General features: G+C 62.1%; 25 protein-coding genes and 1 tRNA gene. 12 read left to right on the forward strand and 14 right to left on the reverse strand.

Going from position 1 to position 24,497, the window contains the following annotated elements; translation table 11 throughout:
- Positions 1 to 316: 316 nt before the first annotated feature.
- The 4 genes from tig to X751_RS150775 all read left to right on the forward strand — a co-directional run bounded on the left by tig (position 317) and on the right by X751_RS150775 (position 4,517).
- A complete protein-coding gene (gene tig / locus X751_RS150790; protein ID WP_023697608.1) occupies positions 317 to 1,792 on the forward strand; it encodes a trigger factor in 1,476 nt (491 codons plus the stop codon).
- A gap of 260 nt (positions 1,793 to 2,052) precedes the next feature.
- Positions 2,053 to 2,433: a cytochrome c family protein gene (locus X751_RS150785; protein ID WP_023667668.1), complete on the forward strand. Its 381-nt coding sequence runs from the start codon at positions 2,053 to 2,055 to the stop codon at positions 2,431 to 2,433.
- Positions 2,434 to 2,583: 150 nt separating this feature from the next.
- The gene (locus tag X751_RS150780) at positions 2,584 to 3,516 is read left to right on the forward strand and encodes a heme o synthase (RefSeq protein ID WP_023667667.1); all 933 of its coding nucleotides are present in this window, start codon (positions 2,584 to 2,586) and stop codon (positions 3,514 to 3,516) included.
- Positions 3,517 to 3,695: 179 nt separating this feature from the next.
- The gene (locus X751_RS150775; protein ID WP_023667666.1) at positions 3,696 to 4,517 is read left to right on the forward strand and encodes a DUF2189 domain-containing protein; all 822 of its coding nucleotides are present in this window, start codon (positions 3,696 to 3,698) and stop codon (positions 4,515 to 4,517) included.
- 62 nt (positions 4,518 to 4,579) lie between these two features.
- Here the strand turns inward: X751_RS150775 and X751_RS150770 are convergent, their stop codons facing one another.
- From X751_RS150770 to X751_RS150740, 7 genes are all read right to left on the reverse strand, one after another.
- Entirely contained in the window at positions 4,580 to 4,978 is a 399-nt protein-coding gene (locus X751_RS150770) for a cytochrome C oxidase subunit IV family protein (protein WP_023667665.1), read from the reverse strand.
- Positions 4,979 to 4,987: 9 nt separating this feature from the next.
- Positions 4,988 to 5,710, reverse strand: a complete 723-nt coding sequence (locus X751_RS150765) for a heme-copper oxidase subunit III family protein (RefSeq protein WP_023667664.1) — start codon at positions 5,708 to 5,710, stop codon at positions 4,988 to 4,990.
- Positions 5,711 to 5,723: 13 nt separating this feature from the next.
- Entirely contained in the window at positions 5,724 to 6,428 is a 705-nt protein-coding gene (locus X751_RS150760) for a cytochrome c oxidase subunit 3 (protein WP_023744786.1), read from the reverse strand.
- The gene (gene ctaD, locus X751_RS150755) at positions 6,425 to 8,194 is read right to left on the reverse strand and encodes a cytochrome c oxidase subunit I (protein ID WP_023744787.1); all 1,770 of its coding nucleotides are present in this window, start codon (positions 8,192 to 8,194) and stop codon (positions 6,425 to 6,427) included. The genes X751_RS150760 and ctaD overlap by 4 nt, the downstream gene beginning before the upstream one ends.
- A gap of 22 nt (positions 8,195 to 8,216) precedes the next feature.
- Positions 8,217 to 9,101, reverse strand: a complete 885-nt coding sequence (locus X751_RS150750; protein WP_023667661.1) for a cytochrome c oxidase subunit II — start codon at positions 9,099 to 9,101, stop codon at positions 8,217 to 8,219.
- Between the two features lie 228 nt (positions 9,102 to 9,329).
- Complete coding sequence (locus X751_RS150745; protein ID WP_023705987.1) at positions 9,330 to 10,256, reverse strand: DMT family transporter; 927 nt, start codon at positions 10,254 to 10,256, stop codon at positions 9,330 to 9,332.
- Between the two features lie 132 nt (positions 10,257 to 10,388).
- Positions 10,389 to 11,030 carry a glutathione S-transferase N-terminal domain-containing protein gene (locus X751_RS150740; protein WP_031247081.1) on the reverse strand — a complete coding sequence of 214 codons (642 nt, stop codon included), beginning with the start codon at positions 11,028 to 11,030 and terminating at the stop codon, positions 10,389 to 10,391.
- A 160-nt stretch (positions 11,031 to 11,190) separates the two neighbouring features.
- Between X751_RS150740 and X751_RS150735 the strand changes: the two genes are divergently transcribed.
- Complete coding sequence (locus tag X751_RS150735; protein WP_023744789.1) at positions 11,191 to 12,105, forward strand: LysR family transcriptional regulator; 915 nt, start codon at positions 11,191 to 11,193, stop codon at positions 12,103 to 12,105.
- Between the two features lie 25 nt (positions 12,106 to 12,130).
- Here X751_RS150735 and X751_RS1000000165620 read toward each other — a convergent pair whose 3' ends face one another.
- The 4 genes from X751_RS1000000165620 to map form a co-directional block, all read right to left on the reverse strand.
- The gene (locus tag X751_RS1000000165620; RefSeq protein ID WP_198022440.1) at positions 12,131 to 12,751 is read right to left on the reverse strand and encodes an isochorismatase family cysteine hydrolase; all 621 of its coding nucleotides are present in this window, start codon (positions 12,749 to 12,751) and stop codon (positions 12,131 to 12,133) included.
- A gap of 172 nt (positions 12,752 to 12,923) precedes the next feature.
- Entirely contained in the window at positions 12,924 to 13,322 is a 399-nt protein-coding gene (locus tag X751_RS150725; RefSeq protein ID WP_023681625.1) for a RidA family protein, read from the reverse strand.
- Between the two features lie 189 nt (positions 13,323 to 13,511).
- Entirely contained in the window at positions 13,512 to 14,279 is a 768-nt protein-coding gene (gene radC, locus X751_RS150720; protein WP_023744792.1) for a DNA repair protein RadC, read from the reverse strand.
- Positions 14,280 to 14,392: 113 nt separating this feature from the next.
- The gene (map, locus tag X751_RS150715) at positions 14,393 to 15,226 is read right to left on the reverse strand and encodes a type I methionyl aminopeptidase (RefSeq protein WP_023744793.1); all 834 of its coding nucleotides are present in this window, start codon (positions 15,224 to 15,226) and stop codon (positions 14,393 to 14,395) included.
- 279 nt (positions 15,227 to 15,505) lie between these two features.
- On the opposite strand from map, the gene X751_RS150710 reads away from it, so the two are divergent.
- The 4 genes from X751_RS150710 to X751_RS150700 all read left to right on the forward strand — a co-directional run bounded on the left by X751_RS150710 (position 15,506) and on the right by X751_RS150700 (position 17,224).
- A complete protein-coding gene (locus X751_RS150710; RefSeq protein WP_023667653.1) occupies positions 15,506 to 15,802 on the forward strand; it encodes a DUF982 domain-containing protein in 297 nt (98 codons plus the stop codon).
- A 146-nt stretch (positions 15,803 to 15,948) separates the two neighbouring features.
- Positions 15,949 to 16,224 carry a DUF6074 family protein gene (locus tag X751_RS150705; protein WP_023681621.1) on the forward strand — a complete coding sequence of 92 codons (276 nt, stop codon included), beginning with the start codon at positions 15,949 to 15,951 and terminating at the stop codon, positions 16,222 to 16,224.
- A gap of 114 nt (positions 16,225 to 16,338) precedes the next feature.
- Positions 16,339 to 16,491 (forward strand): hypothetical protein, encoded by a 153-nt coding sequence (locus X751_RS1000000166975; protein ID WP_155923531.1) that lies wholly within the window; start codon positions 16,339 to 16,341, stop codon positions 16,489 to 16,491.
- A gap of 64 nt (positions 16,492 to 16,555) precedes the next feature.
- Entirely contained in the window at positions 16,556 to 17,224 is a 669-nt protein-coding gene (locus X751_RS150700) for a DUF2161 family putative PD-(D/E)XK-type phosphodiesterase (RefSeq protein ID WP_023705981.1), read from the forward strand.
- Positions 17,225 to 17,359: 135 nt separating this feature from the next.
- Here X751_RS150700 and X751_RS150695 read toward each other — a convergent pair.
- The 3 genes from X751_RS150695 to phaC form a co-directional block, all read right to left on the reverse strand.
- Positions 17,360 to 17,434, reverse strand: a tRNA-Glu gene (locus X751_RS150695).
- A gap of 332 nt (positions 17,435 to 17,766) precedes the next feature.
- Positions 17,767 to 18,888 carry a YcbK family protein gene (locus tag X751_RS150690; protein ID WP_245265759.1) on the reverse strand — a complete coding sequence of 374 codons (1,122 nt, stop codon included), beginning with the start codon at positions 18,886 to 18,888 and terminating at the stop codon, positions 17,767 to 17,769.
- Positions 18,889 to 19,247: 359 nt separating this feature from the next.
- On the reverse strand, positions 19,248 to 21,083 hold the full coding sequence (gene phaC, locus X751_RS150685) for a class I poly(R)-hydroxyalkanoic acid synthase (protein ID WP_023744796.1): 1,836 nt from the start codon (positions 21,081 to 21,083) through the stop codon (positions 19,248 to 19,250).
- 97 nt (positions 21,084 to 21,180) lie between these two features.
- On the opposite strand from phaC, the gene X751_RS150680 reads away from it, so the two are divergent.
- The 3 genes from X751_RS150680 (at position 21,181) to X751_RS150670 (ending at position 24,263) form a co-directional block, all read left to right on the forward strand.
- Positions 21,181 to 21,591: a hypothetical protein gene (locus X751_RS150680; protein WP_023744797.1), complete on the forward strand. Its 411-nt coding sequence runs from the start codon at positions 21,181 to 21,183 to the stop codon at positions 21,589 to 21,591.
- Between the two features lie 90 nt (positions 21,592 to 21,681).
- Positions 21,682 to 22,899, forward strand: a complete 1,218-nt coding sequence (locus X751_RS150675; protein ID WP_023681615.1) for an LL-diaminopimelate aminotransferase — start codon at positions 21,682 to 21,684, stop codon at positions 22,897 to 22,899.
- A gap of 50 nt (positions 22,900 to 22,949) precedes the next feature.
- Entirely contained in the window at positions 22,950 to 24,263 is a 1,314-nt protein-coding gene (locus X751_RS150670; protein ID WP_023695460.1) for a homoserine dehydrogenase, read from the forward strand.
- Positions 24,264 to 24,497: the final 234 nt, after the last annotated feature.

Genomic DNA, 24,497 nt, shown 5'->3' on the forward strand with positions numbered 1-24,497 from the left:
ATGTCGGGGCGAAAATGTCTGCCGTTGGGGCGGTCATTCGCTGCAACGCGAAGATGGTTGAAAATTGGCCTCGCCTGTGACAAAAGGCGTGTCAAATGTGACGGGACGCGCCGATCCGCTTCTGCAGAATGTGATAAGAAGTAGGAAAAACAAGAACTTATTCACATCTTGGAACGCAGTTTGGAAGAATTTGAGCCGTAATTTCGGTCAAATCGCCAGGTTCCGTACCAAAAGCCATTCCCGGCAAGATTGTACCGGCAGGCTGTGAACGGCAAGACGCCGTGGCAGCCTCTTTGGTGAAGATAAAGGTTTTACGATGCAGGTCACCGAAACGCTCAACTCCGGTCTCAAGCGCGAGATCAAGATCACCGTGCCGGCCGGTGATATGGAAGCCAAGCTGATGGCGCGGCTGTCCGACGCCAGGAACAAGGTCCGCATCAACGGCTTCCGTCCCGGCAAGGTGCCTGTGCAGCATTTGCGCAAGGTCTACGGCAAGTCGTTCATGGCCGAAGTGGTCAATGAGATCCTCAACGATTCGACCCGTTCGATCATCACGGGGCGCGGCGAAAAGGCCGCCATGCAACCTGAAGTGATCATGACGGAAGATGAGAAAGAGGCCGAGAAGATCCTGGCCGGCGGCGCCGACTTCGAATTCCGCCTCAACTACGAGGTCATCCCGGCGATCGAGATCAAGGATTTCTCCGACATCAAGGTGACGCGCCAGGTATTCGAAGTGCCGGACAGCGAGATCGACGAGCAGGTCCAGCGCGTTGCCGAATCGGCGCGCAGCTTCGAGCCGAAGACCGGCAAGGCCGCCGAAGGCGACCGCGTTTTGATCGACTATCTCGGCAAGATCGACGGCGAGGCCTTTTCCGGCGGCGCCGGCACCGACCAGCCGCTGGTTCTGGGTTCCAAGGAATTCATCCCGGGCTTCGAGGACCAGCTGATCGGCGCCAAGGCCGGCGACGAGAAGCAGGTCACGGTCACTTTCCCGGAAAACTACCAGGCAGCGCATCTGGCCGGCAAGGAAGCCACCTTCGACGTCACCGTCAAGGAAGTGTCCAAGCCCGGCGCGCTGGAAATCAACGACGAGATGGCCAAGAACCTCGGCCTGGAATCGCTGGAGCGCCTGCGCGACGTGGTGCGCGGCCAGATCGAGAACCAGTTCGGTTCGATGACCCGCCAGAAGGTCAAGCGCCAGCTGCTCGACCAGCTTGACGCGGCCTATTCGTTCGAGGCGCCGTCGAAGCTCGTCGATGCCGAGTTCAACAACATCTGGACCCAGGTCAACCGCGATCTCGAAGCCGCCGGCCGTACCTTCGCCGACGAGGAGACGACGGAAGAAGAGGCACGCGCCGAATATCTGCGGCTTGCCGAGCGCCGCGTGCGTCTCGGCCTGGTTTTGGCCGAGATCGGCGAGAAGGCCGGCGTCACCGTTTCCGACGAGGAACTGCAGCGCGGCCTGTTCGAGCAGGTGCGCCGCTACCCGGCCAACCAGCAGCAGGAAGCCTTCGAGTTCTATCGCAGCAATCCGGAAGCCCTGAACACGCTGCGCGCGCCGATGTTCGAGGAGAAGGTCGTCGACCATCTGCTCAGCCAGATCTCGGTCACCGACGTCAAGGTCAGCAAGGAAGAGCTGATGGCTGACGACGAAGAGGGCGATACCGCCAAGGCCAAGCCGGCGAAGAAGGCCGCTGCCAAGAAGGCCGACAAGGCTGAAAAGGCCGACGACGCGGAAGAGCCGAAGAAGAAGGCAGCCCCGAAGAAGAAGGCCGCCAAGGACGCCGAATAAGCGTCTGACGACAAGATCAGAAAAGGCCGCCCTCGAGGCGGCCTTTTTCGTTGTGGCGGATGTGCCTTGAGCCACCGCAGCCCACCTGAACCTTTGTACGGTCGACCTGTTCTACCTACCGGCCAGATTCTGTGGTACACAGGTGGCGCAATTCCATCTGGGGAGGAGCGGAGAATCTATTCTGCCGTGCAGGGCGCATGCTGGTGCTACCGGCATGTGCAGACCGTCTGAGGAAAATTTGACGATCAGGGAGGAATGCCATGCGCTTGGTTGCGTTTTTCGCCGTTGTTTCCGTTGCAACTTTCATCGCCAATCCATCGCGGGCACAGGACGCCGCGGCGGGCGAGAAGGTCTTCACCAAATGCAAGGTCTGCCACGTCGCAGACCAAGACACCAACAAGATAGGCCCTTCGTTGCATGGCGTTATCGGCCGGACGGCCGGCACGCATCCGGATTTTAAATATTCCGAAGCCATGATCGCGGCCGGCACATCCGGCGTCAAATGGGATGAGCCGACACTGACGACGTATCTTCACGACCCCAAGGCAATGGTCAAAGGGACGAAGATGGCGTTTCCCGGCCTCAAGAAGGACGAGGACGTCGCCAACGTCATCGCCTATCTGAAGCAATTTTCCCCGTAACCTGGCTCTTCGGCCGGCCAGAGCGTTTCACCGTTTCACGGAAACGGCGATCCGCTCGATCTCTTTGTTCTTACGCAATTCCGGGCGGAACCCCATACACTTTCCTGGAATTGCTCTAGGCTGCCCGGTTTCCATCGATGGTCGTCTCAAATGTCGGTCAAGGAAAGCCTCAAGGATACCGGCGTCCGCCTCTCGGAAGCGACGGCCAGTGATTTCTTTGCGCTCTTGAAGCCTCGGGTCATGGCCCTTGCCGTGTTTACCGCCTTCGTCGGTCTGATGGTGGCGCCCGGCGCGATGAACCCGGTCATCGCCGTGATCGCCATAGGTGCGATTGCGGTTGGAGCGGGAGCGGCCGGCGCGCTCAACATGTGGTACGACGCCGACATCGACGCGCTGATGTCGCGCACGTCAAAGCGGCCGGTTCCGTCGGGCCGCGTCACGGCGGGCGAAGCCCTCGGCTTCGGCCTGGTGCTTTCCGCACTTTCGGTCATGACGCTCGGCGTGCTGGTGGGCTGGCTTGCCGCGTCACTGCTGGCCTTCACCATCTTTTTCTACGTCGTCATCTATACGATGTGGCTGAAGCGCTCGACGCCGCAGAACATCGTCATCGGCGGCGCGGCGGGTGCGCTTCCTCCGATGATCGGCTGGGCAGCGGCCACCGGCGCCATCGGCATTGAAAGCCTGATCCTGTTCCTGATCATTTTCCTGTGGACGCCGCCGCATTTCTGGGCGCTCGCACTGTTCAAGGCCGGCGACTATGCCGCTGCCGGCATCCCGATGATGCCGAACGTGGCCGGCCAGGCCTCGACCAGAAGGCAGATCTTCGCCTATTCACTGCTCCTGGCACCAATCGGCGTGCTGCCCTGGGCGTTCGGATTCACGAGCGGGGTCTATGGGATTGTTTCGGCTGCATTGGGCTCGGGTTTCATCTGGCATGCCTGGAACGCCCTGGTCGTCCTCGACAAGGAGATGAAGCCGGCCAAGGCGCTGTTTGCCTATTCGATCTTCTATCTTTTCGCGATCTTTGCCGTGCTGCTTGCCGATACCATCGCGATACGCGCGTTCATGTCAGCCGGAGGGTGACGGCATGACGCTGTGTTCGGAAACCTCGCCTTCCGGGAGCCTTTTGTAAGAACGGGCGACAAGCTCCAGTCAATGGAGTATATTGATTGCGGTGCAGGTCGCGGTTCGCGTGGCCAGTCATGCAGAACGGCAGCACCGTGAAACCGCGACCTTGCCGGACCTGGTCTGGAGGAACGGGCATGACAAGTTTTCACGTGATTGCAGGCGCCAGCGAAACGCTGGAACACACCAAAATCCGAAAAATCAGCGTTTCCGATCTATTCGATGCGCTCAAGCGCGGTGTTGACGATTTTATGGTCAAACCGTCGCACATCGTCTTTCTCTGCCTGATCTATCCGCTTGTCGGCGTGGTGCTCGCTGCCTGGACTTCGGGCGCCAATGCGTTGCCGATGTTGTTTCCGCTGGTGTCCGGCTTTGCGCTGATAGGTCCATTCGCGGCGATCGGCCTCTATGAGATCAGCCGCAGACGAGAAGCCGGGCTCGACACCTCCTGGACGCACGCTTTCGAGGTCAGGAATTCTCCGGCCCTGCCAGCCATCGCCGCAGTCGGGATCATGCTGGTTGCAATCTTCATCGCCTGGCTTTTGGCGGCGCAGGTGTTCTACGAATATCTCTTCGGCCCGGCTCCGCCTGTATCGATTTCGGGCTTCATCAATGAAATATTTGCCACCGGACGCGGCTGGTCTCTGATTGTCCTGGGGCACGCCATCGGCTTCGTCTTCGCCGCGGTGGTGTTGTGCACGACGGTTGTCGCCTTCCCATTGCTGCTCGACCGCGACGTCGGCGCCTACGAAGCCATCCACACATCGGTGCGAGCGGTGCTGGCGAACCCGATCCCCATGGCTGTCTGGGGACTGATTGTCGCCGTCGCCCTGATCATAGGCTCGCTGCCGGTGTTTGCCGGGCTGGCGGTCGTGCTGCCGATCCTGGGTCACGCCACCTGGCATGTCTACCGCAAGGTTGTGGAGCCGCCATCGTCCCCGACGCGGGTCGGCCTCTGACCCTGCAGATCAGCTGATGGGAAGCTTCATCTCCGGTCTTTGACCGGAGATGAAGCTGTGCGTCAGGGCCCCGGTCCGAAGAAGGACAACCGGGTGAGAAGCGTGTAGTCCGCTTCGAAGAGCATCATCGCCACGAACACCAATATCAGAAGCGGCGGCAGGATGATCGCATAGGTCAGGGCCAGCCGCTCCCAGGCCATGTGCATGAACACGGCGACGATCAGCCCGGCCTTGAGGATCATGAAGATCAGGATCAGAGACCATCTGAGATAGCCGTGGATGCCGAGATAATCGACCATGTAGGAGCAGGCGCTGAGGATGAACAGCCATGCCCAGACCACCAGATAGAGCTTGATCGGATGTTCCTGATGAACCTCCGCGACGCCGGTCGATGGCCCTTCATGCGCATGATCAGAGTGCAGCGCGTGTTGCCCGAGGCCGTTTGCGGTTGCTTCAGCCATGTCAGCCTCTCACCAAAGGTAGAAGAATGCGAAAATGAACACCCAGACCAGGTCGACGAAATGCCAGTAGAGCCCCATGATTTCGACGTTCTCGTAGCGACCCCTGCGGCTGGTGAAGAAGCCGGGACGACCGACGTCGTAGTCTCCACGCCAGACCTTTCGCGCCACGATGATGAGGAAGATCACCCCGATCGTCACATGCGTGCCGTGGAAGCCGGTGATCATGAAGAAAGTCGAGCCGAATTGTGCCGCGCCCCAGGGATTGCCCCACGGCCGTACCCCTTCGGTGATCAACTTGGTCCATTCGAAGGCTTGCATGCCGACGAAGGTGGCTCCTAGCGCTGCCGTCAGAAGCATGAGGATTGCGGTTTTGCGGCGGTCGCGGCGATAGCCGAAATTGACCGCCATGGCCATCGTTCCGCTGCTCGATATCAGCACGAAGGTCATGATGGCAATCAGGATCAGTGGAATGTCCGAACCGCCGATGCGAAGCGCAAAGACCTCGCTCGGATTGGGCCACGGCACACGTGTGGAGACGCGCGCGGTCATGTAGGAGAGCAGGAAGCAGCCGAAGATGAAGGTGTCGCTGAGCAGGAAGATCCACATCATGGCCTTGCCCCAGGACACGTTCTTGAACGCGCGCTGATCCGAGGACCAGTCGGCGGCGATGCCTTGCCAGCCTGCGGGCCGCGTCTCCGTTTGGCCGGTATGCGTCAGTGTCGTTTCTGCCATGCTCCTCGACCTCCTAGGTCAGCAACTGCCGGCAAATATCGATGAACGTCGCGGCCCAGCCGGCTAAAAGAGCGAAGATGGCGAGCCAGACGAAAAGCAGGAAATGCCAGTACATGGCGCATAATTCGACGCTGAGGCGAAGCCGTTCCGGCCGTGCCCCGTTCCAGGCGCCGGCGGTTGTCCTGCCCAGGCCCACCAGCCCTCCCACTATATGCAGGCCGTGCATCCCGGTTATCAGATAGAAAAAACTGTTGGCCGGATTGGAGGCCAGAAAATAGCCATCGGCGGTCAGGTCCCGCCATGCCATGAACTGCCCGATGAGGAAGGCGATCGCGGTGAGCCCAGCCGCGGCAAGGCCGAGCCTGACCGTGTCCATCTGGCGCTTGCGCGCCGCGATCGAGGCGCATTGCAGCGCAACGCTGCTCAGCACCAGCATGCCGGTGTTGAGCCAGAGCAGGCGTGGGATGGGCAGCGGCTGCCAGTCCGACAGCGCCATACGCATGAAGTAGGCGCTGGTGAACAGCGCAAACAGGCAGCCGACCACGGCGAGGAAGACACCGAGGCCAATCTTGGCGGTCGGCAGGCTCGATCGGTCGAAGGCGACAAAATCTCCTGCCACACCTTGCTCGAGCCATGGTTTCGCCATCAGCCGCTGATGCGAGAGCCACCAGCCGGCAAAGCCGGCGATCACGAGAAGGAAGACCAGGATGACGCTCATGCCGGCTCCCTGGAGGGGCCGAACGTGCCCGGCATGTTTTGCGGAATGAAGTCCTCCTTGGCGCCCGGCACGCTGTAGTCATAGGCCCAGCGATAGACGATCGGCAGATCCTTGCCGAAATTGCCATGCGCCGGTGGCGTCTGCGGCGTTTGCCATTCGAGTGTCGTGGCTCGCCATGGATTGCCACCGGCCTCGCGCCCATGGCGGATGCTCCAGATAAGATTGAACAGGAAAACGATCTGGGCGAAGCCGACGATAAACGCCATGATGCTGATGAACGAGTTCAGGTGATGCGCCGACTCCGTCATGACCGTCACGTCGGTCAGTTCGGCATAGCGCCGCGGCACGCCCATCAGGCCGATGTAATGCATGGGAAAGAAGATCAGGTAGGCGCCGAGAAATGTGACCCAGAAATGGAACCGGCCGAGCGTCTCGTTCAGCATCCGGCCGGTGACCTTCGGGTACCAGTGGTAGATCGCGCCGAAGATGACGACGATCGGAGCAACACCCATGACCATATGGAAGTGAGCGACGACGAACATCGTGTCCGACAGCGGGACGTCGACGACGACGTTGCCGAGAAACAGCCCGGTCAACCCGCCATTGACGAAGGTGACGATGAAAGCCATGGCAAACAGCATCGGTATGGTGAGATGGATGTCGCCCCGCCACAGCGTCAGCACCCAATTGTAGACCTTGATCGCCGTCGGGATGGCGATGATCAGTGTCGTGGTGGCGAAGAAGAAGCCGAAATAGGGGTGCATGCCGCTGACATACATGTGGTGCGCCCAGACCACGAAGCTCAGCGCGCCGATGCCAACGATGGCCCAGACCATCATCCGGTAGCCAAAAATGTTCTTGCGCGCATGCGTGCTGATCAGATCGGAGACGATGCCGAAGGCCGGCAGCGCCACGATGTAGACTTCCGGGTGGCCGAAGAACCAGAACAGATGCTGGAACAGGATCGGGCTGCCGCCATTGTGCTGTAGCTGTTCCCCCATCTCGACAACTGCGGGCATGAAGAAGGAGGTTCCAAGCGCGCGGTCAAGCAGCATCATCACGCAGGCGACGAACAGCGCCGGAAAGGCGAGCAGCGCCATGACGGTGGCGGTGAAGATGCCCCAGACGGTCAGCGGCAGGCGCATCATCGTCATGCCACGCGTGCGGGCCTGCAGCACCGTCACGACATAGTTCAGACCGCCCATGGTGAAGCCGATGATGAACAGGATCAGCGAAACGAGCATCAGGATGATGCCCAATTCCTGGCCGCCAGGTGTGCCGGTCATGATGGCTTGCGGCGGATAGAGCGTCCACCCGGCGCCGGTCGGTCCGCCGGGCGCAAAGAAGCTCGACACCAGCACCAGCACGGCAAGGAGGTAGATCCAGTAGCTCAGCATGTTGACATAGGGAAAGACCATGTCGCGGGCGCCGACCATCAGCGGGATCAGGTAGTTGCCGAAGCCGCCGAGGAAGAGTGCCGTGAGCAGGTAGATCACCATGATCATGCCGTGCATGGTGATGAACTGGTAGTAGGCCTCGGGGGTGATGAAATCGAACGTGCCGGGGAAGCCGAGCTGCAGCCGCATCAGCCAGGACAGCACCAGCGCGACCAGGCCGATGGCCGTTGCGGTCGCCGAATACTGGATGGCAATGACCTTGGCGTCCTGCGAGAAGACATACTTCGTCCACCAGCTGTGCGGATGGTAAAGCTCCATTTCCGCGACTTCGGCGGGCGGGACGGCATCTGCAGGCGTGATATCGACCATAGGCGGAGCACCTCCGTGCCCTTCAGCGGGACCCGACAGTTTCGAGTTTTGCCGCAACTTCTAGAGCTGACGCCGTCGCGTTGCCCGGCGCCTGTTCCACCGAGCCCGTCTGCTGCGGCGCCGACAACTGCGCGAACGTCTGCTGCTGGTCGAGCCAGGCCACATAGTCCTGCTCGGTATCGACCATGACGATGCCATGCATCATCGGGTGCCCCTGGCCGCACAGTTCGGCGCACAGAACCTGGAAGGTCCCGGTCTTGGTGGGGGTGAACCAGAAATAGGTGACCGAGCCCGGTATCATGTCCATCTTGGCGCGGAATTCCGGAACGTAGAAATCGTGCAACACATCGATCGAGCGCAGCAGCATCTTGACCGGCTTGCCGACCGGCAGATGCAGGTCGGCCGCTTCGACCACGACGTCGTCCTGGCCGCTGGGATCCTTGGCGATCACGCCCAGCGGATTTTCAGCGGTGACGTCGCGGGTGTCGGATGTGCCGAGTTTGCCGTCCTTGCCGGGCAAGCGGAAGCTCCACTGCCATTGCTGGCCGACGACTTCGACCACGGTTGCGTCGCTTGGAACGTTGACGAACCGGCTCCAGACAAACAGGCCGGGAACCAGCATGGCGGTAACACCCACTCCGGTGACGATCGTCAGCCACCATTCGAGCCGCTTGTTCTCCGGTTCGTAGGCCGCCTGGTTGCCTTCGCGGTGACGGAAGCGGAAAACGCAATAGGCCATGAATAGGACGACTGCGGCGAAGACGACGCCGGTAATCCAAAAGGTGATGATGATGGTGTTGTCGATATAGTCCCAATTCGAGGCAATCGGAGTCCACCACCATGGGCTCAGGAAGTGGAACAACACCGAGCCCACGACGATCAAAACGAGTACAACCACTATGGGCATGTCCCGTTCCTCCCGGTATTTCAGGGGGCGCGAAGCCGTCCCGGGAAAATACCAAGTGCATCATGCGTGATTTGCGATCGAAATTCTAGAGCCGGTTGTGGAAGGAGCGAAAAATTGCTTCTGCGGCGCCCGGACCTTGCTTCGTTGGTGACGCCGGAGCGACACCTGACCCCCCAAATCAGGGAGGGCAGGGGCTGGTTTGATTCGGCTTGCCTTGTTCCAGCGGGATCAAAGCGCCTTGATGATGATGCACCCGGCCAAAAGCAGCACGACGCCGGCGAGCCGCATGCCGGAGACAAGCCGCTGCGGCAGGCGGAACCAGCCGAAGGTGTCGACGAAGATGCCGGCGACCTGCTGGCCGGCCACCGTCAGGCTGACGGCAGCTGCCGCTCCGATGACGGGGATGGCGGTGAACACGGTCGTGACATAGGTGGCGCCGGCAAAACCTCCGAGCCAGCCCCACCAGGGCATCGACGACAGGCCGGCGAGGCGAGGGCGGGGCGTCTTCGTCAGGGCAAGCGCGATCAGAAGCACCGCGGCCATGGCCAGCATCGCCACCAGGAACGAGATGGTGCCGACCGCAAACGGCGCGCCGCCAAGGTCGTGCCGAAGCAAGGCGTTTACAGCGCCTTGCACCGGAAGCACGGCGCCTGCCAGCAGCGCCAGTCCGATCCACCCTGGTCTTGAGGATGCGGTATTGTCGGCCGCGCCCTTCTGTCCCAGAACGATGAGGGCAGCCCCGGCAAGCAAGACGAGCATGCCGAAGGCAGGCCCGGCTCGCAGTCCGGCTTCGGGGATCCCGAGCCAGCCGAACGTGTCGAGGGCGAAGGATGCAAGCATCTGCCCAGCGATGAAGAGCCCGACGGACACGACGGCGCCAAGGCGAGGGAACAGAAGAATGGTCGAAACGACGTAGAAGGCCGAAGCCATGCCGCCGATCGCATGCCACCATTCGGCTTGCCGAACGGCAAGCAGAGCCGGTGTCGTTCCGGTGAGGGCCGTGATCGACAACAGCACGATGGCGCCGACCGCGAGCTGAAGCGTGGTCGCGGCAAAGGGTGAGCCGACCGCCTTTGAAAGTTGGGCGTTGGCGCCAGCCTGCACTGCGAGCAGGCCACCGGCGACAAGCGCCAGAGGGATGAAGAGGATTTCCACGATCGTATTCCTTGAATGCGGGGTGCGGCGGCTAGGGCATGATCCCAAAAAGTGGGTGCCGGTTTTTGGAAAAGATCATGCTCCAACAAAGGGTTAGATCATGATGAGATTTCAACCAAATCTCCTCATGATCTAAGCGGCAGCCGATGCTTCGGGCAGGGCGGGAACGGCAATGCCTCTGACAACTGCGGAGCGTCGGCCTATGGCGGCATACCAACGCGCCAGGTCTGGCGCGTCATCGAGGCTGAGGCCGAGCCTGGTGACGGCCGCGTTGATCCATGGCCATGTCATCACATCGGCGATGCCGTAGCTTTTGCCGACGATGTGCTCATAGTTCTTGAGCCGGCTATTGAGCACTCGGAAGACGCGTCCGGTTTCGCGCTCAAAACGCTCGATCACGTAAGGGATTTTTTCCGGCGCGAAGATTTTGTAATTCCACAATTGGCCAAGCGTCGGGCCGACATGGGCCGCCTGGAACAAGGTCCAGGTCAGCGTATCGTCCGCCTCCTGCGCGCCCACCGGCTGAAGCTTGCCCGACCGTCGCGCCAGGTAGTGCAGCATGGCGCCGGATTCGAAGACCGTGCGGCCGGCGTCCCGGTCGACGATCACCGGGATCTTGTTGTTGGGATTGAGCGCCAGGAAATCAGGCTTGGTCTGGTCGCCCCTTTCGATGTCGACCAAGCGGACCGAGTAGGGCAGGCCGACCTCTTCCAGCATGATCGAGGCCTTGTGCCCGTTGGGTGTCTGGCAGGTGTAGAGTTCTATCGGCGTCATGGCTCTTCTCCGCGACTGTTTCTTTTGTCGTCGGACTCCATATGGCGTGCGTGCATGCGCAGATCGACATGCCGATTCGCCCGCTTGCTCTGCGTTTTTGCACAGCGAAGCGTCATTTTGACTCGCAGAGCGCAGCGCTTTCTTTTATCATTCTGCAAGAATGCACAGCTCACGCGATATCGACTGGGAAGATCTGCGCATGGTGCTGGCCGTCGCCGATGGCGCTTCGCTGGCGGCGGCGGCTCGGATCCTGGGCGTGAACCACACGACTGTGCTGCGGCGCGTCAACGCCTTCGAGGCGCGGCTGGGTATCCGCCTTTTCGATCGGCTGCCGACTGGCTATGCCCTCACCGCGGGCGGCGAGGAACTGCTGGGCGCGGCACGCACAATGGCCGAGACGGTCAATGAACTGGCGCGCAAACTGTCGGGGCAGGATCTCAGGTTCGAAGGCAGGTTGCGGGTCACCACCACCGATACGCTGATGGCGTCGGTGCTGCCGCCGATCCTGGCGGCGTTTCATAAGCTCCATCCCGGCATACGGGTCGAGGCGATGACGCAGAATTCCATCGCCAACCTGACGCAAAGGGATGCAGACGTGGCGATCAGGCCGGTGTCGCAACCGCAGGAAATCCTGGTCGGCCGGCGCATTTCGGGCGTCGCCTTCGCCGCCTACGCGACACGTTCCTATGCCGAAACGCTACCCCCGGAGCCGAGATTGGGTGCGCTGCGCTGGATCGCGCCCGACGACAGCCTGGCCAACACCGGCGTCGCCCGCTGGATGCGGTCGTCGCTGCCCGATGTCGAGATCGCCATGCGCGCCGATTCCCTGGTGACGATGTCGCATGCGGCGGGCGCCGGAATCGGGGTTGCGCCGCTGCCCTGTTATCTCGGCGACAGCCTGCCCGGGCTTGTAAGGGTCGGAGGGCTGATCGAGGAGATCGGCTCGGCGCTGTGGGTGCTGGTGCACGACGATTTGCGCCGCACGGCGCGCGTTCACGCCTTCACCAAATTCGTCTCCGGCGAATTGCAGCAGCGGCGCGACCTTCTTGAGGGCAGGCTCGGCGCCGGAGCTTGAGACGCACGCCAGCTGACGCTGGGGTTCAACTCCGCAACAGGTTCCCAAGCTCGGCAACCGTCATCACGCGCCCGAACACCTTGCCTATGATGTCGAGGGTTGCATTGTGCGATGCCTCGTCCAGTCCGCCATTGGCGTCGCTGATGAAAGCCACCTTGTAGTCGCGCATGAAGGCGCTCCGCGCGGTGGATTCGCAGCAGATGCTGGTCACGGTGCCGATGATGATCACCGTGTCGACCCGGCCTGCGCCACGGATGTTGCGCAACACCGTCTCGAGCTGCGTGTTGTGGAAGGCATCGTAGCGGTGCTTCTTGATGACGACATCCCCAGGCAAGGGCGCAAGCGCGGCGACGATTTCGGCGCCGGCGCTGCCTTCCCGCATTCCTTTGGTTTTCAGCTTCGGCTGATAGCCGGTTTCCAGCGGCGAGATATCGAAATGGTCGCTGAGCACATGCTGGGTGTAGATAACCGGGACGCCTTGCGCGCGGCAAAGCTCGACCACCTGCCGCATCGCCGGAATGCGATGGCGGGCCATGGCCACTTCCATGACGGCGCCCTCATCGACGAAGTCGCTTTGCATGTCGATGACCAGGAGGGCTGCGCGTTGCTTGTCGAACGCCCATGGTTCGTCGCCGGGCTGGGGCATTGCGTGTTTCCTCTTTCCGACGTTGATCAGGTGAGCAGCAGGCTCTTCATCGAGACATCGCAATTCCTGCCGATGACGATGTGATCGTGGATGGATGGAGAGATCAAGGTCGTGGCAATCTCGCAGCGAGTTCCGGGATTTGTTTGGGCGACTTGACGCGTCCTCGCTTGGCCTACGGGTCGATGACCGCGATCGCATCGATCTCTATCAGGTAGCCGGGAGACATCACCGCTATCCCGACCACTACGTTTGCCGGCTTGTGATCGCCGAACAGCTCGATCTGGGCCGCTTCGATGATCGGCACGTGTTCGTCGCGTTTGTAATCGACGATGTAGATCGTGATCTTGCAGACTTGCTCGGGCCGAGCGCCGGCGGCAGCAAGCGCTCGGCCGAGATTCCCGAACGCCAGGCGCGCCTGGACTGCGAAATCACCATGGCCAACGAGCTTGCCGTGTATGTCCTCTGGCTGCTGGCCCGAGACGAACACCAGCTTGCTTCCTGTCGCAACGACGACCTGGGAGTACATTTCCGGAATCGGCAGATCATTTGGATTTATGCATTCGAGCGTCATTGAATAGATCTCCTGCAATGGCTGTGGCTGCTTCGTATTCGCGGGTCTACCACATTGTCGCCGAAGCGGGCGCTTCCGTCGCAATATCACTTCTACACCGCAAGCGTGGGCATTTGAGCCAAAGCGGAATGTTGCTGATTGGCTCGCGAGCGGTGGCGTTTGGGATGACGGCACCGGCGCCCATCAGGCTCAGATCAGCAGCAGGCCCTTCATCGAGGCGTTGCCTTTCTTGCCGATGATGATGTGGTCGTGGACGGCTATGCCGAGCGGCTTGGCGCTGTCGATGATCTGCTTGGTCATTTCGATGTCCGCGCGCGATGGTGTCGGATCACCTGAAGGGTGGTTATGCACCAGGATGACGGCGCTGGCCGACAGTTCGAGCGCGCGCTTGATCACTTCGCGCGGATAGACCGGCGTGTGGTCCACGGTGCCGACCTGCTGTACCTCGTCGGCGATCAGCACGTTCTTCTTGTCGAGGAACAGGATGCGGAAATGTTCGCGGTTCTCGAACGCCATCGCCGAGCGGCAGTACGCAAGAAGCTGCGTCCAGTTGGACAGCACCTCGCGGTCGCGAACCTCGGTCCACGCCATGCGCTGCGCGGCAGCGGCAATCACCTTCAGGTCGACCGCCACGGCGGGGCCGATGCCCTTCACCTCCTGCAGCAGCGCCACCGGTGCGCCAAGCACTTCGCCAAAAGTGCCGAAGCGCGCCAAAAGCGCCTTGGCGATCGGCTTGGTGTCGACGCGCGGGATCAGGCGAAACAGCAGCAGTTCGAGAAGCTCGTAGTCGGGCAGGGCGTCTGCGCCGCCGGCAACGAAGCGCTCGCGCAAACGGTCGCGATGGCCGTGATAGTGTGGCGTCTCGGTCAGTTTGTCCTTGGGCGCCTTGTCCTTCGCCGGCGGTTCAAGCCACCGCTCGGAGAAGAACCCCCGTTCGTCGTCGCCACTCTTCCCCATCGACCCCCCACACTCCCCGAAGGCTTCGACGGCAGATTAGAGCGGTAAGCAGCGCGCGGTCGAGTTTTTTCGGCGACGGCGCCTCAAAGCCGCGGCTTGAGGCGATCTTGTTTTCAGCTGACCGCCGGCAGGCCGGGGCGGTCGAGCTTGTTTGGCGACAGGGTGAAAATCTCGCAGCCGGTTTCGGTGACGCCGATCGTGTGTTCGTACTGCGCCGACAGCGAGCGGTCGCGCGTCACCGCCGTCCAGCCGTCCGACAGCACTTTCACATGCGGCCGGCCAAGATTGATCATGGGCTCGATGGTGAAGATCATGCCCGGCCGCATCTCGACGCCTTCCGAGGCGGTGCCATAGTGCAGGATGTTGGGTGCGTCGTGGAACAGCTGGCCAACGCCGTGGCCGCAGAAATCGCGCACCACCGAGCAGCGCTCTGCCTCGGCATAGGTCTGGATGGCGGCGCCGATGGCGCCGGTGCGGGCGCCGGGCCGGACCGCCGCGATGCCGCGCATCAGGCACTCGTGGGTGACTTCGAGCAGGCGTTCGGCGGCGCGCTTGATGGTGCCGACGGGATACATGCGCGAGGAATCGCCGTGCCAGCCGTCGAGGATGTAGGTGACGTCGATGTTGACGATGTCGCCATCCTTCAACGGCTTGTTGTCTGGAATGCCGTGGCAGACGACGTGGTTGATCGAGGTGCAGGACGATTTGGTGTAGCCGCGGTAGTTGAGCGTCGCCGGTAACGCGCCTTGGTCCATGCCGAATTCGAAGACGAAACGGTCGATGGTCTCGGTGGTGACACCCGGCTGGACCATCGGCACCAGTTCATCAAGGCAGCGCGCGGTGAGATCGCAGGCCTTGCGCATGCCGGCAAATCCTTCTTCGCCGTAGAGGCGGATCTGGCCGGTGTTCCTGAGGGGTGCCGTGGCGGCGTCGAGATAGGTGACCATAGTGTCCGTTTGCCTGTAAGCGGGCGGCGCATACCAGCCCGTTAGAAAATTTCCCCAGATTTGGCACTGCAAGCCGCAAGGTTCAAGGAAGAACTGCCGGCAATGGACTGATACTGGCGATATTCCTGGCTTGCGCGGCCGCTCAGATGACATCCAGGTGCGCGATCTCCTCCGAATGCCGAGATCGCACTGACGACACATTTTCGCGCAAAAGCAGCCAAAGCAACTTTTGACGACGAACGGCGTTGCTGTGGTCGACGCCAGTTCGGGAGATATAGAATGGACAGATTGCAATTCGAGGTGCCGGTGCGCATCGCGCCCGCGCCCGGGCTGCCGGTAGAGGAAATATACAGCGTCGAACAGGCGCTGGATATCCTGCATGACTGGCCAAAGAAGCGACAGGGCAAGGTCTATGAAGCGGCGTTCAATGCCTGCTTCGGGGCCACGGTGGATGTGGTCAAGACTGAGGACGCCTGGCGCGCCTTCATGGCGTTTTGCCGGGTCAGTGGGCTGCTGGCCAGGGATATGATGGTTACGGCCAAGCGCGCCGGCGAGGCGAGGGGCCTGAGGGTCTAGAGTTCTGCTTGGCCTGGAGGCCGGCCAACCGACTCGTTCCAATCGGCGCGGACTCCGCGGCGTTAAGGTTCCGTTTCCGACTTCACAGCTAGGCATGAGCCATAGAGCAGCGTCTGATTCGTTGCGTCGGTTTCATGGTGCAGAACATGTCTTCAGCCAATGTGCGTACCTTCCCGCTAGATCGGCAGACCGTGCTGGTGCGCGAGGTCGCCGCAAGGCTGGGCAGACTGCACGGCGACACGGCCACGTCGTTCTGGAAGGCCACGGCGCGCGAACTCCTCGACAAGGCGGTCGCGGCCGGCTGCGATGCGGCTTCGGCGGCCAACGATGTCCGCCGGTTTTTCGCCGCGGTCCAGGACGAGATGCATTTCAAGGCGGACGATGCCGCACCAGGGCAGCGCCGGACGCGCACCCGCCCTTAGCCTCAAAACACACGCGCTCATCATTGTGTGGCCAACCGTGGACCGGTCTTGGCGTCGACGGATCTCGGGTCTTACGCTGTCGATTGTGCCGTCCCAGCCACGGCGAGCGCCTTGTTGAACGCGAGACAGGCGATGAAATACTGGTCGCGCTCGGCCCTGGCGACGTCGGTCATCGCCAAGGAAATCGTCGAGCGCTATGGCGGGACTATCATGCCGGAGACCTGCCTGACGGCCGCCTTGCAAACAGTGGGTCTCAAGGCGGCTTAGCGCAAGGCGTCGGCCTCTCGGCGATCCCTGTGCCGACCCGATCCGAATCGGCTATGCCTGCGCGATGCAGGAAACGTCTCTCTACATCCCGGTGAAGCGGTTTCTCGAGAGCCTGGAATTCACGGTCAAGGGCGAAGTCGGGCACTGCGATATCGTGGCGGTGCGCGACGGCGAGCCGCCTGTGCTGGTCATCTGCGAACTGAAATTGCAGTTCAACCTCGAACTGGTGCTGCAAGGTGTCGATCGCGCCGCGGCATGCGACGAAGTGTGGCTGGCCGCGCGCATGTCGGCGCGTGGCAAAGGCCGCGAGCACGACCGCCGTTTTCGCGCGCTGTGCCGGCGGCTCGGCTTCGGGCTTCTGGCTGTCAGCGGCAAGGGGGAGGTCGAATTGCTGCTCAGCCCGGCCGCTCTGCCGCCGCGTCGCGATCCAAAGCGGCGCTCGCGGCTGATGGAGGAACACCGGCGCCGGCGCGGCGACCCGGTGGTGGGCGGCGGTTCGCGCGCGCCGATCATGACCGCCTACCGGCAGGATGCGCTGGCCTGCGCCGCAGCCATGACCGACGGGCCGAAACGCCCGCGCGATCTGAAAGCGATTTCGCCGCGCGCCCCCAGCATCCTATTGGACAATGTCTATGGCTGGTTCGCCAGGGCCGAGCGCGGCGTCTACGCGCTGACCGAAGGCGGCCATGCGGCGTTGCAGCGCTGGCCACAGGTGGCGCACGACCAGGGATGAGTGGCCGGAGATTGCCGCGAGCAGGCGCCGAGGGAAACAGCCGCTGTTCGCCGTTTCAACCGATTCGCCGCGCCACCGTTCCAGCCGCTGCTAGTTCGGCGGCTGCCGCGAGGCTTCTTGTTTTCCTGAAAGATCTGGTACGCCCAAGGGGAATCGAACCCCTGTTACCGCCGTGAAAGGGCGGTGTCCTAACCGCTAGACGATGGGCGCGCTCAGACGAAGCGGCTTATAATTGCGTTGTTGCCAACCGGCAACCCATCAGCCGCCAGATGCGGAAACTTTTTTCAAGAGGGGCGAAAAGGGCCAGTTTGGTGAGCCAGCCCAGGTTTTCTGCCCTCGCGTCATTGCACATCTTTCGAGATTAGCCTGAACGCCCCGCGCAGTCGTCATCCTATGGTCTGCGCTGCGTCGCTGCGCGCCTTGCTTCGCCATAGGATGACGAAGTCGCGGGTGCCTCGGCTAATCTCGAACGTCGCTGATAGCTAATCGGGAAAAACGGCAGGCTGCTAACGGCCCCTCGGCCCGTTTGCCGAATGGGGATGCTAACCCCGCCGGCGGCAGCGCCAGTTCCAGTCGCGCTCGGGGCCGACGTCGACGTGAACGGATTCGGTATGGCAGTAGGTGCCGACGCCGCCGCGGCCGGGCATGGTTCGGATGTAGCTCGCCAGTTCCCATTTCGAGACGCCGGGAACCTGGATGTCGGCGGCGGCGCAATACATGTGCAGCGAATTCTTGGCGCCGTTGGCGCGGCGGTTGCGGGCCGGGTCGCGGTAGCCTGATGTGACCATCATCTTGCGGCCGTAATGGCCTTCGATGGTCTTCAGCACACGCACCAGCGACGGCTTCAGGCAGGCGACGTCGACGCTCTCGTTTTGCTTCAACAGGCCATTGGGCGCCAGCCGGGCGAGGCCGGCGGCGGAGGCCACCTGATAGGCGCCGCCCGAACCCTCGTCCTCGTTCAGGTCGACGTCGCTTTCGTCGTCGAGGCCGGATTTGCGCTTGATCTCGAACAGCGCCGTCTGGCGCACGCCGGGCAAGGCATCGCTGCCGGTGATGTGGTTGCTCTCGTTGCCAAGCGAGGCAAGCTGCAAGGGCTTGTCGGCGGAATTGGCTGACGCTAGCGTGATGATCGGCTTTGCCGGGGCGGCCTTCTGGGAAGCAACCGCAGGCTGTTCGCCCGAGCGCGAGTTGACCAGCGGAGCAGGTGCCGCCGAGGTTGGCGTGGTGCTGAACAGTGAGGCCAGGAAGCCCTTCTTCGGCGTGTCGATCTGCTGGGGCGCGGCGGTCACGTAGACCTCGTTGGTCGCGGGCGCCGCTGCCGTCGCTTTCGGTGCGGTCACGCCGGCATCGGCGGCGGCGATCTTCTGCGCCACGGCGTCCGTTGCGGCCGCGGTCTGTGCTGACTGCTGCAGCGACTGCGGCGTCTGGCCGACAATGGTTTCGGAGCCGGCGGGAACATTGACCGGGAAGCCGGTGCCGGGCTTGGCCACCGGCACATAGGCGACCTGCTCGGGCAGTGTCGCATCGCCCGCTGCCGTCATCATCATCTGCGGCCCGGTGGATGTGACCTGCACGGTCGAATCGCCCGGCGCCGCAGGGCTGGCGCCGGAAGCCGCGGCGATGTCAGAAGCGGTCGCGTTGTAGCCAGGCATGCCGGCGGACATTGTGGGGTCGCCAGCGGAGGTGCAGGACGCCAGAAGCACGGAGAAAAGCGCTGCCGCTATAGTGCGACCTTCTCTCCCCGCGAGACGCGATCCTACTGATTTCAAAACTAGATTCCCCCTCGGTGTCCGGTCGGCCTGCTATTGGTGCGGCGTCGAAACGTTCACATCCAATAACCTTGTGTTCCCAAACCGGAAACGAGACTTGTGTCAATTCTGCAAGCCTCTGAATTATTTGCTGGTTGGAGGCCAATTGAGGCTTCTTGAAGGTTGACGACACCATTTCGCCCCGTTTTGCCGGCCCGTCAACTCACCAGACATTACATTCCGTTACACACAGGCACCTGCAAAAGGTGCCGGCGTTACACGCGGACCTTCACATAGGTGCCGGGGGCATCACCCAGGGTTTTCATATTCTTGCCCGGTTTGCGGGCCGGAACGAGGGTGTCGTCCTGGGTTTCGATCCAGTGCTGCCAGTGCGTCCACCAGGAGCCGGGATGCTCCACCGCCGAGGCGAGCCACTGGCCAAAATCGCCCGTCGGTTTGCCGCCGGTCCAGTACTGGTATTTCTTGGCTGCCGGCGGGTTGACGACACCGGCAATGTGGCCGGAACCAGCCATCACAAACTCGACGTCGCCGCCGAAATATTGCGAGCCGAGAAACACCGAAAGGGCCGGCGCGATGTGATCTTCCTTCGACGCCAGGTTGTAGACCGGGATGGTGACGTCGGCCAGCGACACAGTGCGGCCGGCGAGTTCCATCACGCCACGAGTCAGATTGTTCTCGAGATAACAGTTGCGCAGGTAGAAGGAGTGGTTGGCGGCCGCCATGCGGGTGGAATCGGCGTTCCAGTAGAGCAGGTCGAAGGGAAGGGGATCCTTGCCGCGCATGTAATTGTTGATGACATAAGGCCAGATCAGGTCGCCCGAGCGCAGCATGTTGAAGGCGGTCGCCATCTTGGTGCCGTCGAGGTAGCCCTTTTCGTTCATCGATTTCTCGACCGCTGCCACCTGGTCCTCGTCGACGAAGACTTTCAGGTCGCCGGCATGGGTGAAGTCGACCTGCGTGGTGAAGAAGGTCGCCGATTTGATGCGGTTGTCGCCTTCCTGTGCCAGCAGTGCGAGTGCGGCCGCCAGCAGCGTGCCGCCGACGCAATAGCCGATGGCGTTGACCTCTTTCTCGCCGGTCGCCTTCTCGATCGTGTCGAGGCCGTATTGCAGGCCTTCCCGTATGTAAGCTTCCCAGCCCTTGGCGCCGTGCCGCTCGTCGGGATTGATCCAGGAGATGACGAACACGGTATGGCCTTGCTCGATCGCCCAGCGGATGAAGGACTTTTGCGGGTTGAGATCGAGGATGTAGAACTTGTTGATCCAGGGCGGGCAGATCAGCAGCGGGCGCTTGAGCACCGTCTCCGTCGTCGGATCGTACTGGATGATTTCGGCGACATCGCTGCGCCCGACCACCTTGCCGGGAGATGTCGCGACGTTCTTGCCGATCTCGAAGGGCGAATAGTCAGCTTGTCTCAGCTTCAGGTCGCCCTTGCCGGCGGCGATGTCTTCGGCCAGCATCTTCATGCCGCGCACCAGGTTTTCGCCATTCGAGGCGACGGTTTCTCGAAACAGCTCCGGATTGGTCAGGATGAAGTTCGACGGCGAGATGGCATTGGACACCTGCTTGACGTAGAAGCTGGCCTTATGGCGGGTGTGATCGTCGAGGCCTTCGGCGTGCTCGACCAGGTCGGCCGCCCAGCGCGAGGTGACGAGATAGGCCTGTTTGAGGAAATCGAAGAAAGCGTTGCGACCCCATTCGGGGTCTTGAAAACGCTTGTCGCCGCGCTCGGGCTTGACCGCATCTTCGGGCGCCTCGGCATTCGGGCTAACCTTCTGGATGGCGTTGCCCCAGACCGTCATGTAGCCGGCGAACAGTCGCGTCTGCGCTTCCAGCGCGCGTTGCGGGTCGGCCAGCCAATATTCGCTGAGCTTGGAAAAGGTTTTTACCATGTCGACCACGGGTTCGGCGACATGATCGCGCACCTCGCCCTTTTCGCGCGGCTCGGCCCAGGCGGAGGCGGCTTTGCCGGCCTGCTCGACCATGCGCGCCATGTTCAACGCGAAGCGTTCCGGGTCTTTCACCAGATATTGCTCGACGGTCGAAGATTGATCATCTTCCGCTTTGCTCGAATCAGGTGTTTTGGACATGGCTCGCGGGGTTCCTCCCGAGGCGTTTTCTTGACATATTATCATGGGACATCTGACCGGGTCCAATGCGCTGTACCCCGGCTGCCAGGAAAACAATATGACGATTAACACCGGCGAGACCATTTTTTCGGGGGCAGGCCGCTTTTGCCGCATCGCGGTTGCAATCGCCTGTCTGGCGCCAGGGCTGCTGGCGGCAAGTGGCTGCACGAGCGCCAACACCGGCAACGGGATGAATGTCGGCCTGACCCAGGGCGCGCAGGACACCGGCTCTTATCCCAATCTCAACATCCCACCGCAGGTGGCGGCAAGGCAACTCACCCCTGAGGAGACGCAGGCCAAGCTTGCCCAGTTGAAGGGCGAACAGCAGGGGCAAGTGGCCAAGGGCGGCGGCGGTGCCCCGTCCACCAGCCCGGCGGCGCTGAATTCGCTGGCGAAGAACCATGGCAAGGACACGCTGAAGCAGATCGAAGCCAAATGCGATCCCGCCCTCGACCCTACCTGCAAATAAGGCTATATCGCGCGCCGAAAGCGGTCTTTGCCAAGGGCGCCTAGCCAAACCAACTGTGCTGAAGCCAATCTTAAATCGTCTGGAACTGACATGGAAGAATTTCACAAGGTCCGCCGGCTTCCGCCCTACGTGTTCGAGCAGGTCAACCGGCTGAAGGCCAGCGCCCGTTCGCGCGGCGCCGACATTATCGACCTTGGCATGGGCAATCCCGACCTGCCGACTCCGAAGGCGATCGTCGACAAATTGTGCGAAGTGGTGCGCGATCCGCGCACGCATCGCTATTCCTCCTCGCGCGGCATCCCAGGTCTGCGCCGCGCCCAGGCCGCCTATTATCAGCGCCGTTTCGGCGTGAAGCTCAATCCCGACACGCAGGTGGTGGCGACGCTCGGTTCGAAGGAAGGCTTCGCCAATATGGCGCAGGCGATCACCGCGCCGGGCGACGTGATCCTGTGCCCCAACCCGACCTATCCGATCCATGCTTTCGGCTTCATCATGTCGGGCGGCGTCATCCGTTCGCTGCAGGTCGAGCCGGATGACGGCTTCATCCCGGCGCTCGAGCGCGGTGTCCGTCATTCGATCCCGAAGCCACTGGCATTGATCCTCAACTATCCGTCTAACCCGACGGCGCTGGTCGCCTCGCTCGATTTCTACAAGGACGTGGTCGCCTTCGCCAAGAAGAACGACATCATCATCCTGTCGGACCTTGCCTATTCGGAGATCTATTTCGACGGCAATCCGCCGCCTTCGGTGCTGCAGGTGCCGGGCGCCATCGATGTCTGCGTCGAGTTCACCTCGATGTCGAAGACCTTCTCCATGCCCGGCTGGCGCATGGGCTTTGCCGTCGGCAACGAGCGGCTGATCTCGGCGTTGACGCGGGTGAAGTCCTATCTCGATTACGGCGCCTTCACGCCGATCCAGGTGGCGGCGGCGCATGCGCTGAATGGCGACGGCGCCGACATCGCCGAAGTGCGCGAGGTCTATTTGAAGCGCCGCGACGTCATGGTCGATGCCTTCAGCCGCGCCGGCTGGACCATTCCGGCACCGGCTGCCTCGATGTTCGCCTGGGCGCCGATCCCGGAGCCGTTCAAGCATCTCGGCTCGCTTGAGTTTTCCAAGCTCCTGATCGAGCACGCCGACGTGGCGGTGGCGCCGGGCATCGGCTTTGGCGAGCATGGCGACGATCACGTCCGCATCGCGCTGGTCGAGAACGAGCACCGGATCCGGCAGGCGGCGCGCAACATCAAGCGCTTCCTGGCGTCCAGCGCCAAGCAGCCGAACAATGTGGTGCCGCTCGCCGCGCATCGCTAAAGTCGCCGCACATCTTATTCGAGCAGATTTTTTGAGGGGCGTCGCCGGGCATGGCTGAAGCGTTGCGTGTTGGAATTGCGGGTCTGGGTACGGTCGGCGCCTCGGTGGCGCGCGTGCTGCGCGACAAGGCAGCGGAGCTGACGCGCCAGTGCGGACGCGATGTCATCGTCACGACCGTTTCCGCGCGCGATCCCAAGCGCGACCGTGGCGTCGACCTCAGCGCCGCCAAATGGTTCGATGATCCGATCAAGATGGCGCAGGCCGCCGATATCGACGTCTTCGTCGAACTGATCGGCGGCGACGAAGGGGCAGCGCGCGCGTCGGTCAAGGCAGCACTTGAAGCCGGACGTCATGTCGTCACCGCCAACAAGGCGCTGTTGGCCAAGCACGGCGTGGCGCTTGCCGAAATCGCCGAGAAGAGGGGCGTGCTGCTCAACTACGAGGCGGCAGTTGCCGGCGGCATCCCGGTCATCAAGACGATGCGCGAGGCGATGGCCGGCAATTCGGTCACCCGCGTCTTCGGCATCCTCAACGGCACCTGCAACTACATCCTGACCCGCATGGAGGCCGAGGGCATCTCCTTCGACGAGTGCCTGAAGGACGCGCAACGGCTGGGCTACGCCGAAGCCGATCCGACTTTCGATATCGAGGGCCATGACACGGCGCATAAATTGTCGATCCTGACCAGCCTGGCCTTCGGCACCAGGATCGCCGCCAACGACATCTACATGGAAGGCATTTCCAATATCAGCCAGGCCGATATCCGCGCCGCGGGCGACCTTGGCTACCGGATAAAATTGCTCGGCGTCGCGCAGCGCACCGACAGCGGCATCGAGCAGCGTGTGCACCCGACCATGGTGCCGACCGCGTCGGTGATCGCACAGGTGCATGGCGTTACCAATGCGGTGGCCATCGAAACCGACATTCTGGGCGAACTGCTGCTCTCCGGCCCGGGCGCCGGCGGCAACGCCACCGCGTCCGCCGTGGTCGGCGATATCGCCGACATCGCAAAGAGCCGGCCGGGCTTCCAGCACGGTCCGGTGTTCGGCCTGCCGGCCAAGGAACTGCGCCCCTACAAGAAGGCGCAGATGCGCAGCCATGCCGGCGGCTATTTCATCCGGCTGACCGTGCACGACCGCATCGGCGTCTTCGCCGCGATCGCCAAGCGCATGGCGGACAACGACATTTCGCTGGAATCGATCGTCCAGCATGCCGTCAGCGGCGAGACGGACGCGCAAAAGACGGTGATCCTGGTCACCCACGAGACGACGGAAGCAGCGGTGCGCAAGGCTGTCGACGGCATCACCAAGGACGGCCACCTCACAGACAAGCCGCAGGTTATCCGCATCGAGCGTGCGGGCTAGGCCAAGTCATTTTTCTCCTTTAACCGATTGATGCTGCTGCTGAAAATGGTTTCGGACGCCATAATGCTCTCTCTCTTTGATTTGGAGCCGGATTGAGATTTCAGGTCGAACCCACCAGTCATCATCGGGTTCTGGCGGAGGCGTGAGCCGCGAGATCAAGGCGCGTCACCAGGAGGTGGAAAAGTTGAGACTTTCCTGTTTAGCCGTCGCATATTGCCGGAAATGACAATCTGT

It is taken from the genome of Mesorhizobium sp. LNJC394B00, from assembly GCF_000502555.1.
In the GTDB taxonomy this organism is placed as follows: domain Bacteria; phylum Pseudomonadota; class Alphaproteobacteria; order Rhizobiales; family Rhizobiaceae; genus Mesorhizobium.

Excerpts from the sequence above, each read along its gene's own strand:
- X751_RS150785 (WP_023667668.1), top strand. The coding sequence starts at position 2,053 with ATGCGCTTGGTTGCGTTTTTCGCCGTTGTTTCCGTTGCAACTTTCATC.
- map (WP_023744793.1), bottom strand. The coding sequence starts at position 15,226 with ATGGTCACCTATCTCGACGCCGCCACGGCACCCCTCAGGAACACCGGC.
- radC (WP_023744792.1), bottom strand. The coding sequence starts at position 14,279 with ATGGGGAAGAGTGGCGACGACGAACGGGGGTTCTTCTCCGAGCGGTGG.
- tig (WP_023697608.1), top strand. The coding sequence starts at position 317 with ATGCAGGTCACCGAAACGCTCAACTCCGGTCTCAAGCGCGAGATCAAG.
- X751_RS150690 (WP_245265759.1), bottom strand. The coding sequence starts at position 18,888 with ATGTCCGCCGGCATGCCTGGCTACAACGCGACCGCTTCTGACATCGCC.
- X751_RS150670 (WP_023695460.1), top strand. The coding sequence starts at position 22,950 with ATGGCTGAAGCGTTGCGTGTTGGAATTGCGGGTCTGGGTACGGTCGGC.
- X751_RS150705 (WP_023681621.1), top strand. The coding sequence starts at position 15,949 with ATGTCTTCAGCCAATGTGCGTACCTTCCCGCTAGATCGGCAGACCGTG.
- X751_RS150735 (WP_023744789.1), top strand. The coding sequence starts at position 11,191 with ATGCACAGCTCACGCGATATCGACTGGGAAGATCTGCGCATGGTGCTG.
- X751_RS150710 (WP_023667653.1), top strand. The coding sequence starts at position 15,506 with ATGGACAGATTGCAATTCGAGGTGCCGGTGCGCATCGCGCCCGCGCCC.
- X751_RS150740 (WP_031247081.1), bottom strand. The coding sequence starts at position 11,030 with ATGACGCCGATAGAACTCTACACCTGCCAGACACCCAACGGGCACAAG.
- X751_RS150680 (WP_023744797.1), top strand. The coding sequence starts at position 21,181 with ATGACGATTAACACCGGCGAGACCATTTTTTCGGGGGCAGGCCGCTTT.
- X751_RS150750 (WP_023667661.1), bottom strand. The coding sequence starts at position 9,101 with ATGCCCATAGTGGTTGTACTCGTTTTGATCGTCGTGGGCTCGGTGTTG.
- X751_RS150700 (WP_023705981.1), top strand. The coding sequence starts at position 16,556 with ATGCAGGAAACGTCTCTCTACATCCCGGTGAAGCGGTTTCTCGAGAGC.
- X751_RS150675 (WP_023681615.1), top strand. The coding sequence starts at position 21,682 with ATGGAAGAATTTCACAAGGTCCGCCGGCTTCCGCCCTACGTGTTCGAG.
- phaC (WP_023744796.1), bottom strand. The coding sequence starts at position 21,083 with ATGTCCAAAACACCTGATTCGAGCAAAGCGGAAGATGATCAATCTTCG.
- ctaD (WP_023744787.1), bottom strand. The coding sequence starts at position 8,194 with ATGGTCGATATCACGCCTGCAGATGCCGTCCCGCCCGCCGAAGTCGCG.
- X751_RS150765 (WP_023667664.1), bottom strand. The coding sequence starts at position 5,710 with ATGGCAGAAACGACACTGACGCATACCGGCCAAACGGAGACGCGGCCC.
- X751_RS1000000165620 (WP_198022440.1), bottom strand. The coding sequence starts at position 12,751 with ATGCCCCAGCCCGGCGACGAACCATGGGCGTTCGACAAGCAACGCGCA.
- X751_RS150760 (WP_023744786.1), bottom strand. The coding sequence starts at position 6,428 with ATGAGCGTCATCCTGGTCTTCCTTCTCGTGATCGCCGGCTTTGCCGGC.
- X751_RS150775 (WP_023667666.1), top strand. The coding sequence starts at position 3,696 with ATGACAAGTTTTCACGTGATTGCAGGCGCCAGCGAAACGCTGGAACAC.
- X751_RS150770 (WP_023667665.1), bottom strand. The coding sequence starts at position 4,978 with ATGGCTGAAGCAACCGCAAACGGCCTCGGGCAACACGCGCTGCACTCT.
- X751_RS150725 (WP_023681625.1), bottom strand. The coding sequence starts at position 13,322 with ATGACGCTCGAATGCATAAATCCAAATGATCTGCCGATTCCGGAAATG.
- X751_RS150780 (WP_023667667.1), top strand. The coding sequence starts at position 2,584 with ATGTCGGTCAAGGAAAGCCTCAAGGATACCGGCGTCCGCCTCTCGGAA.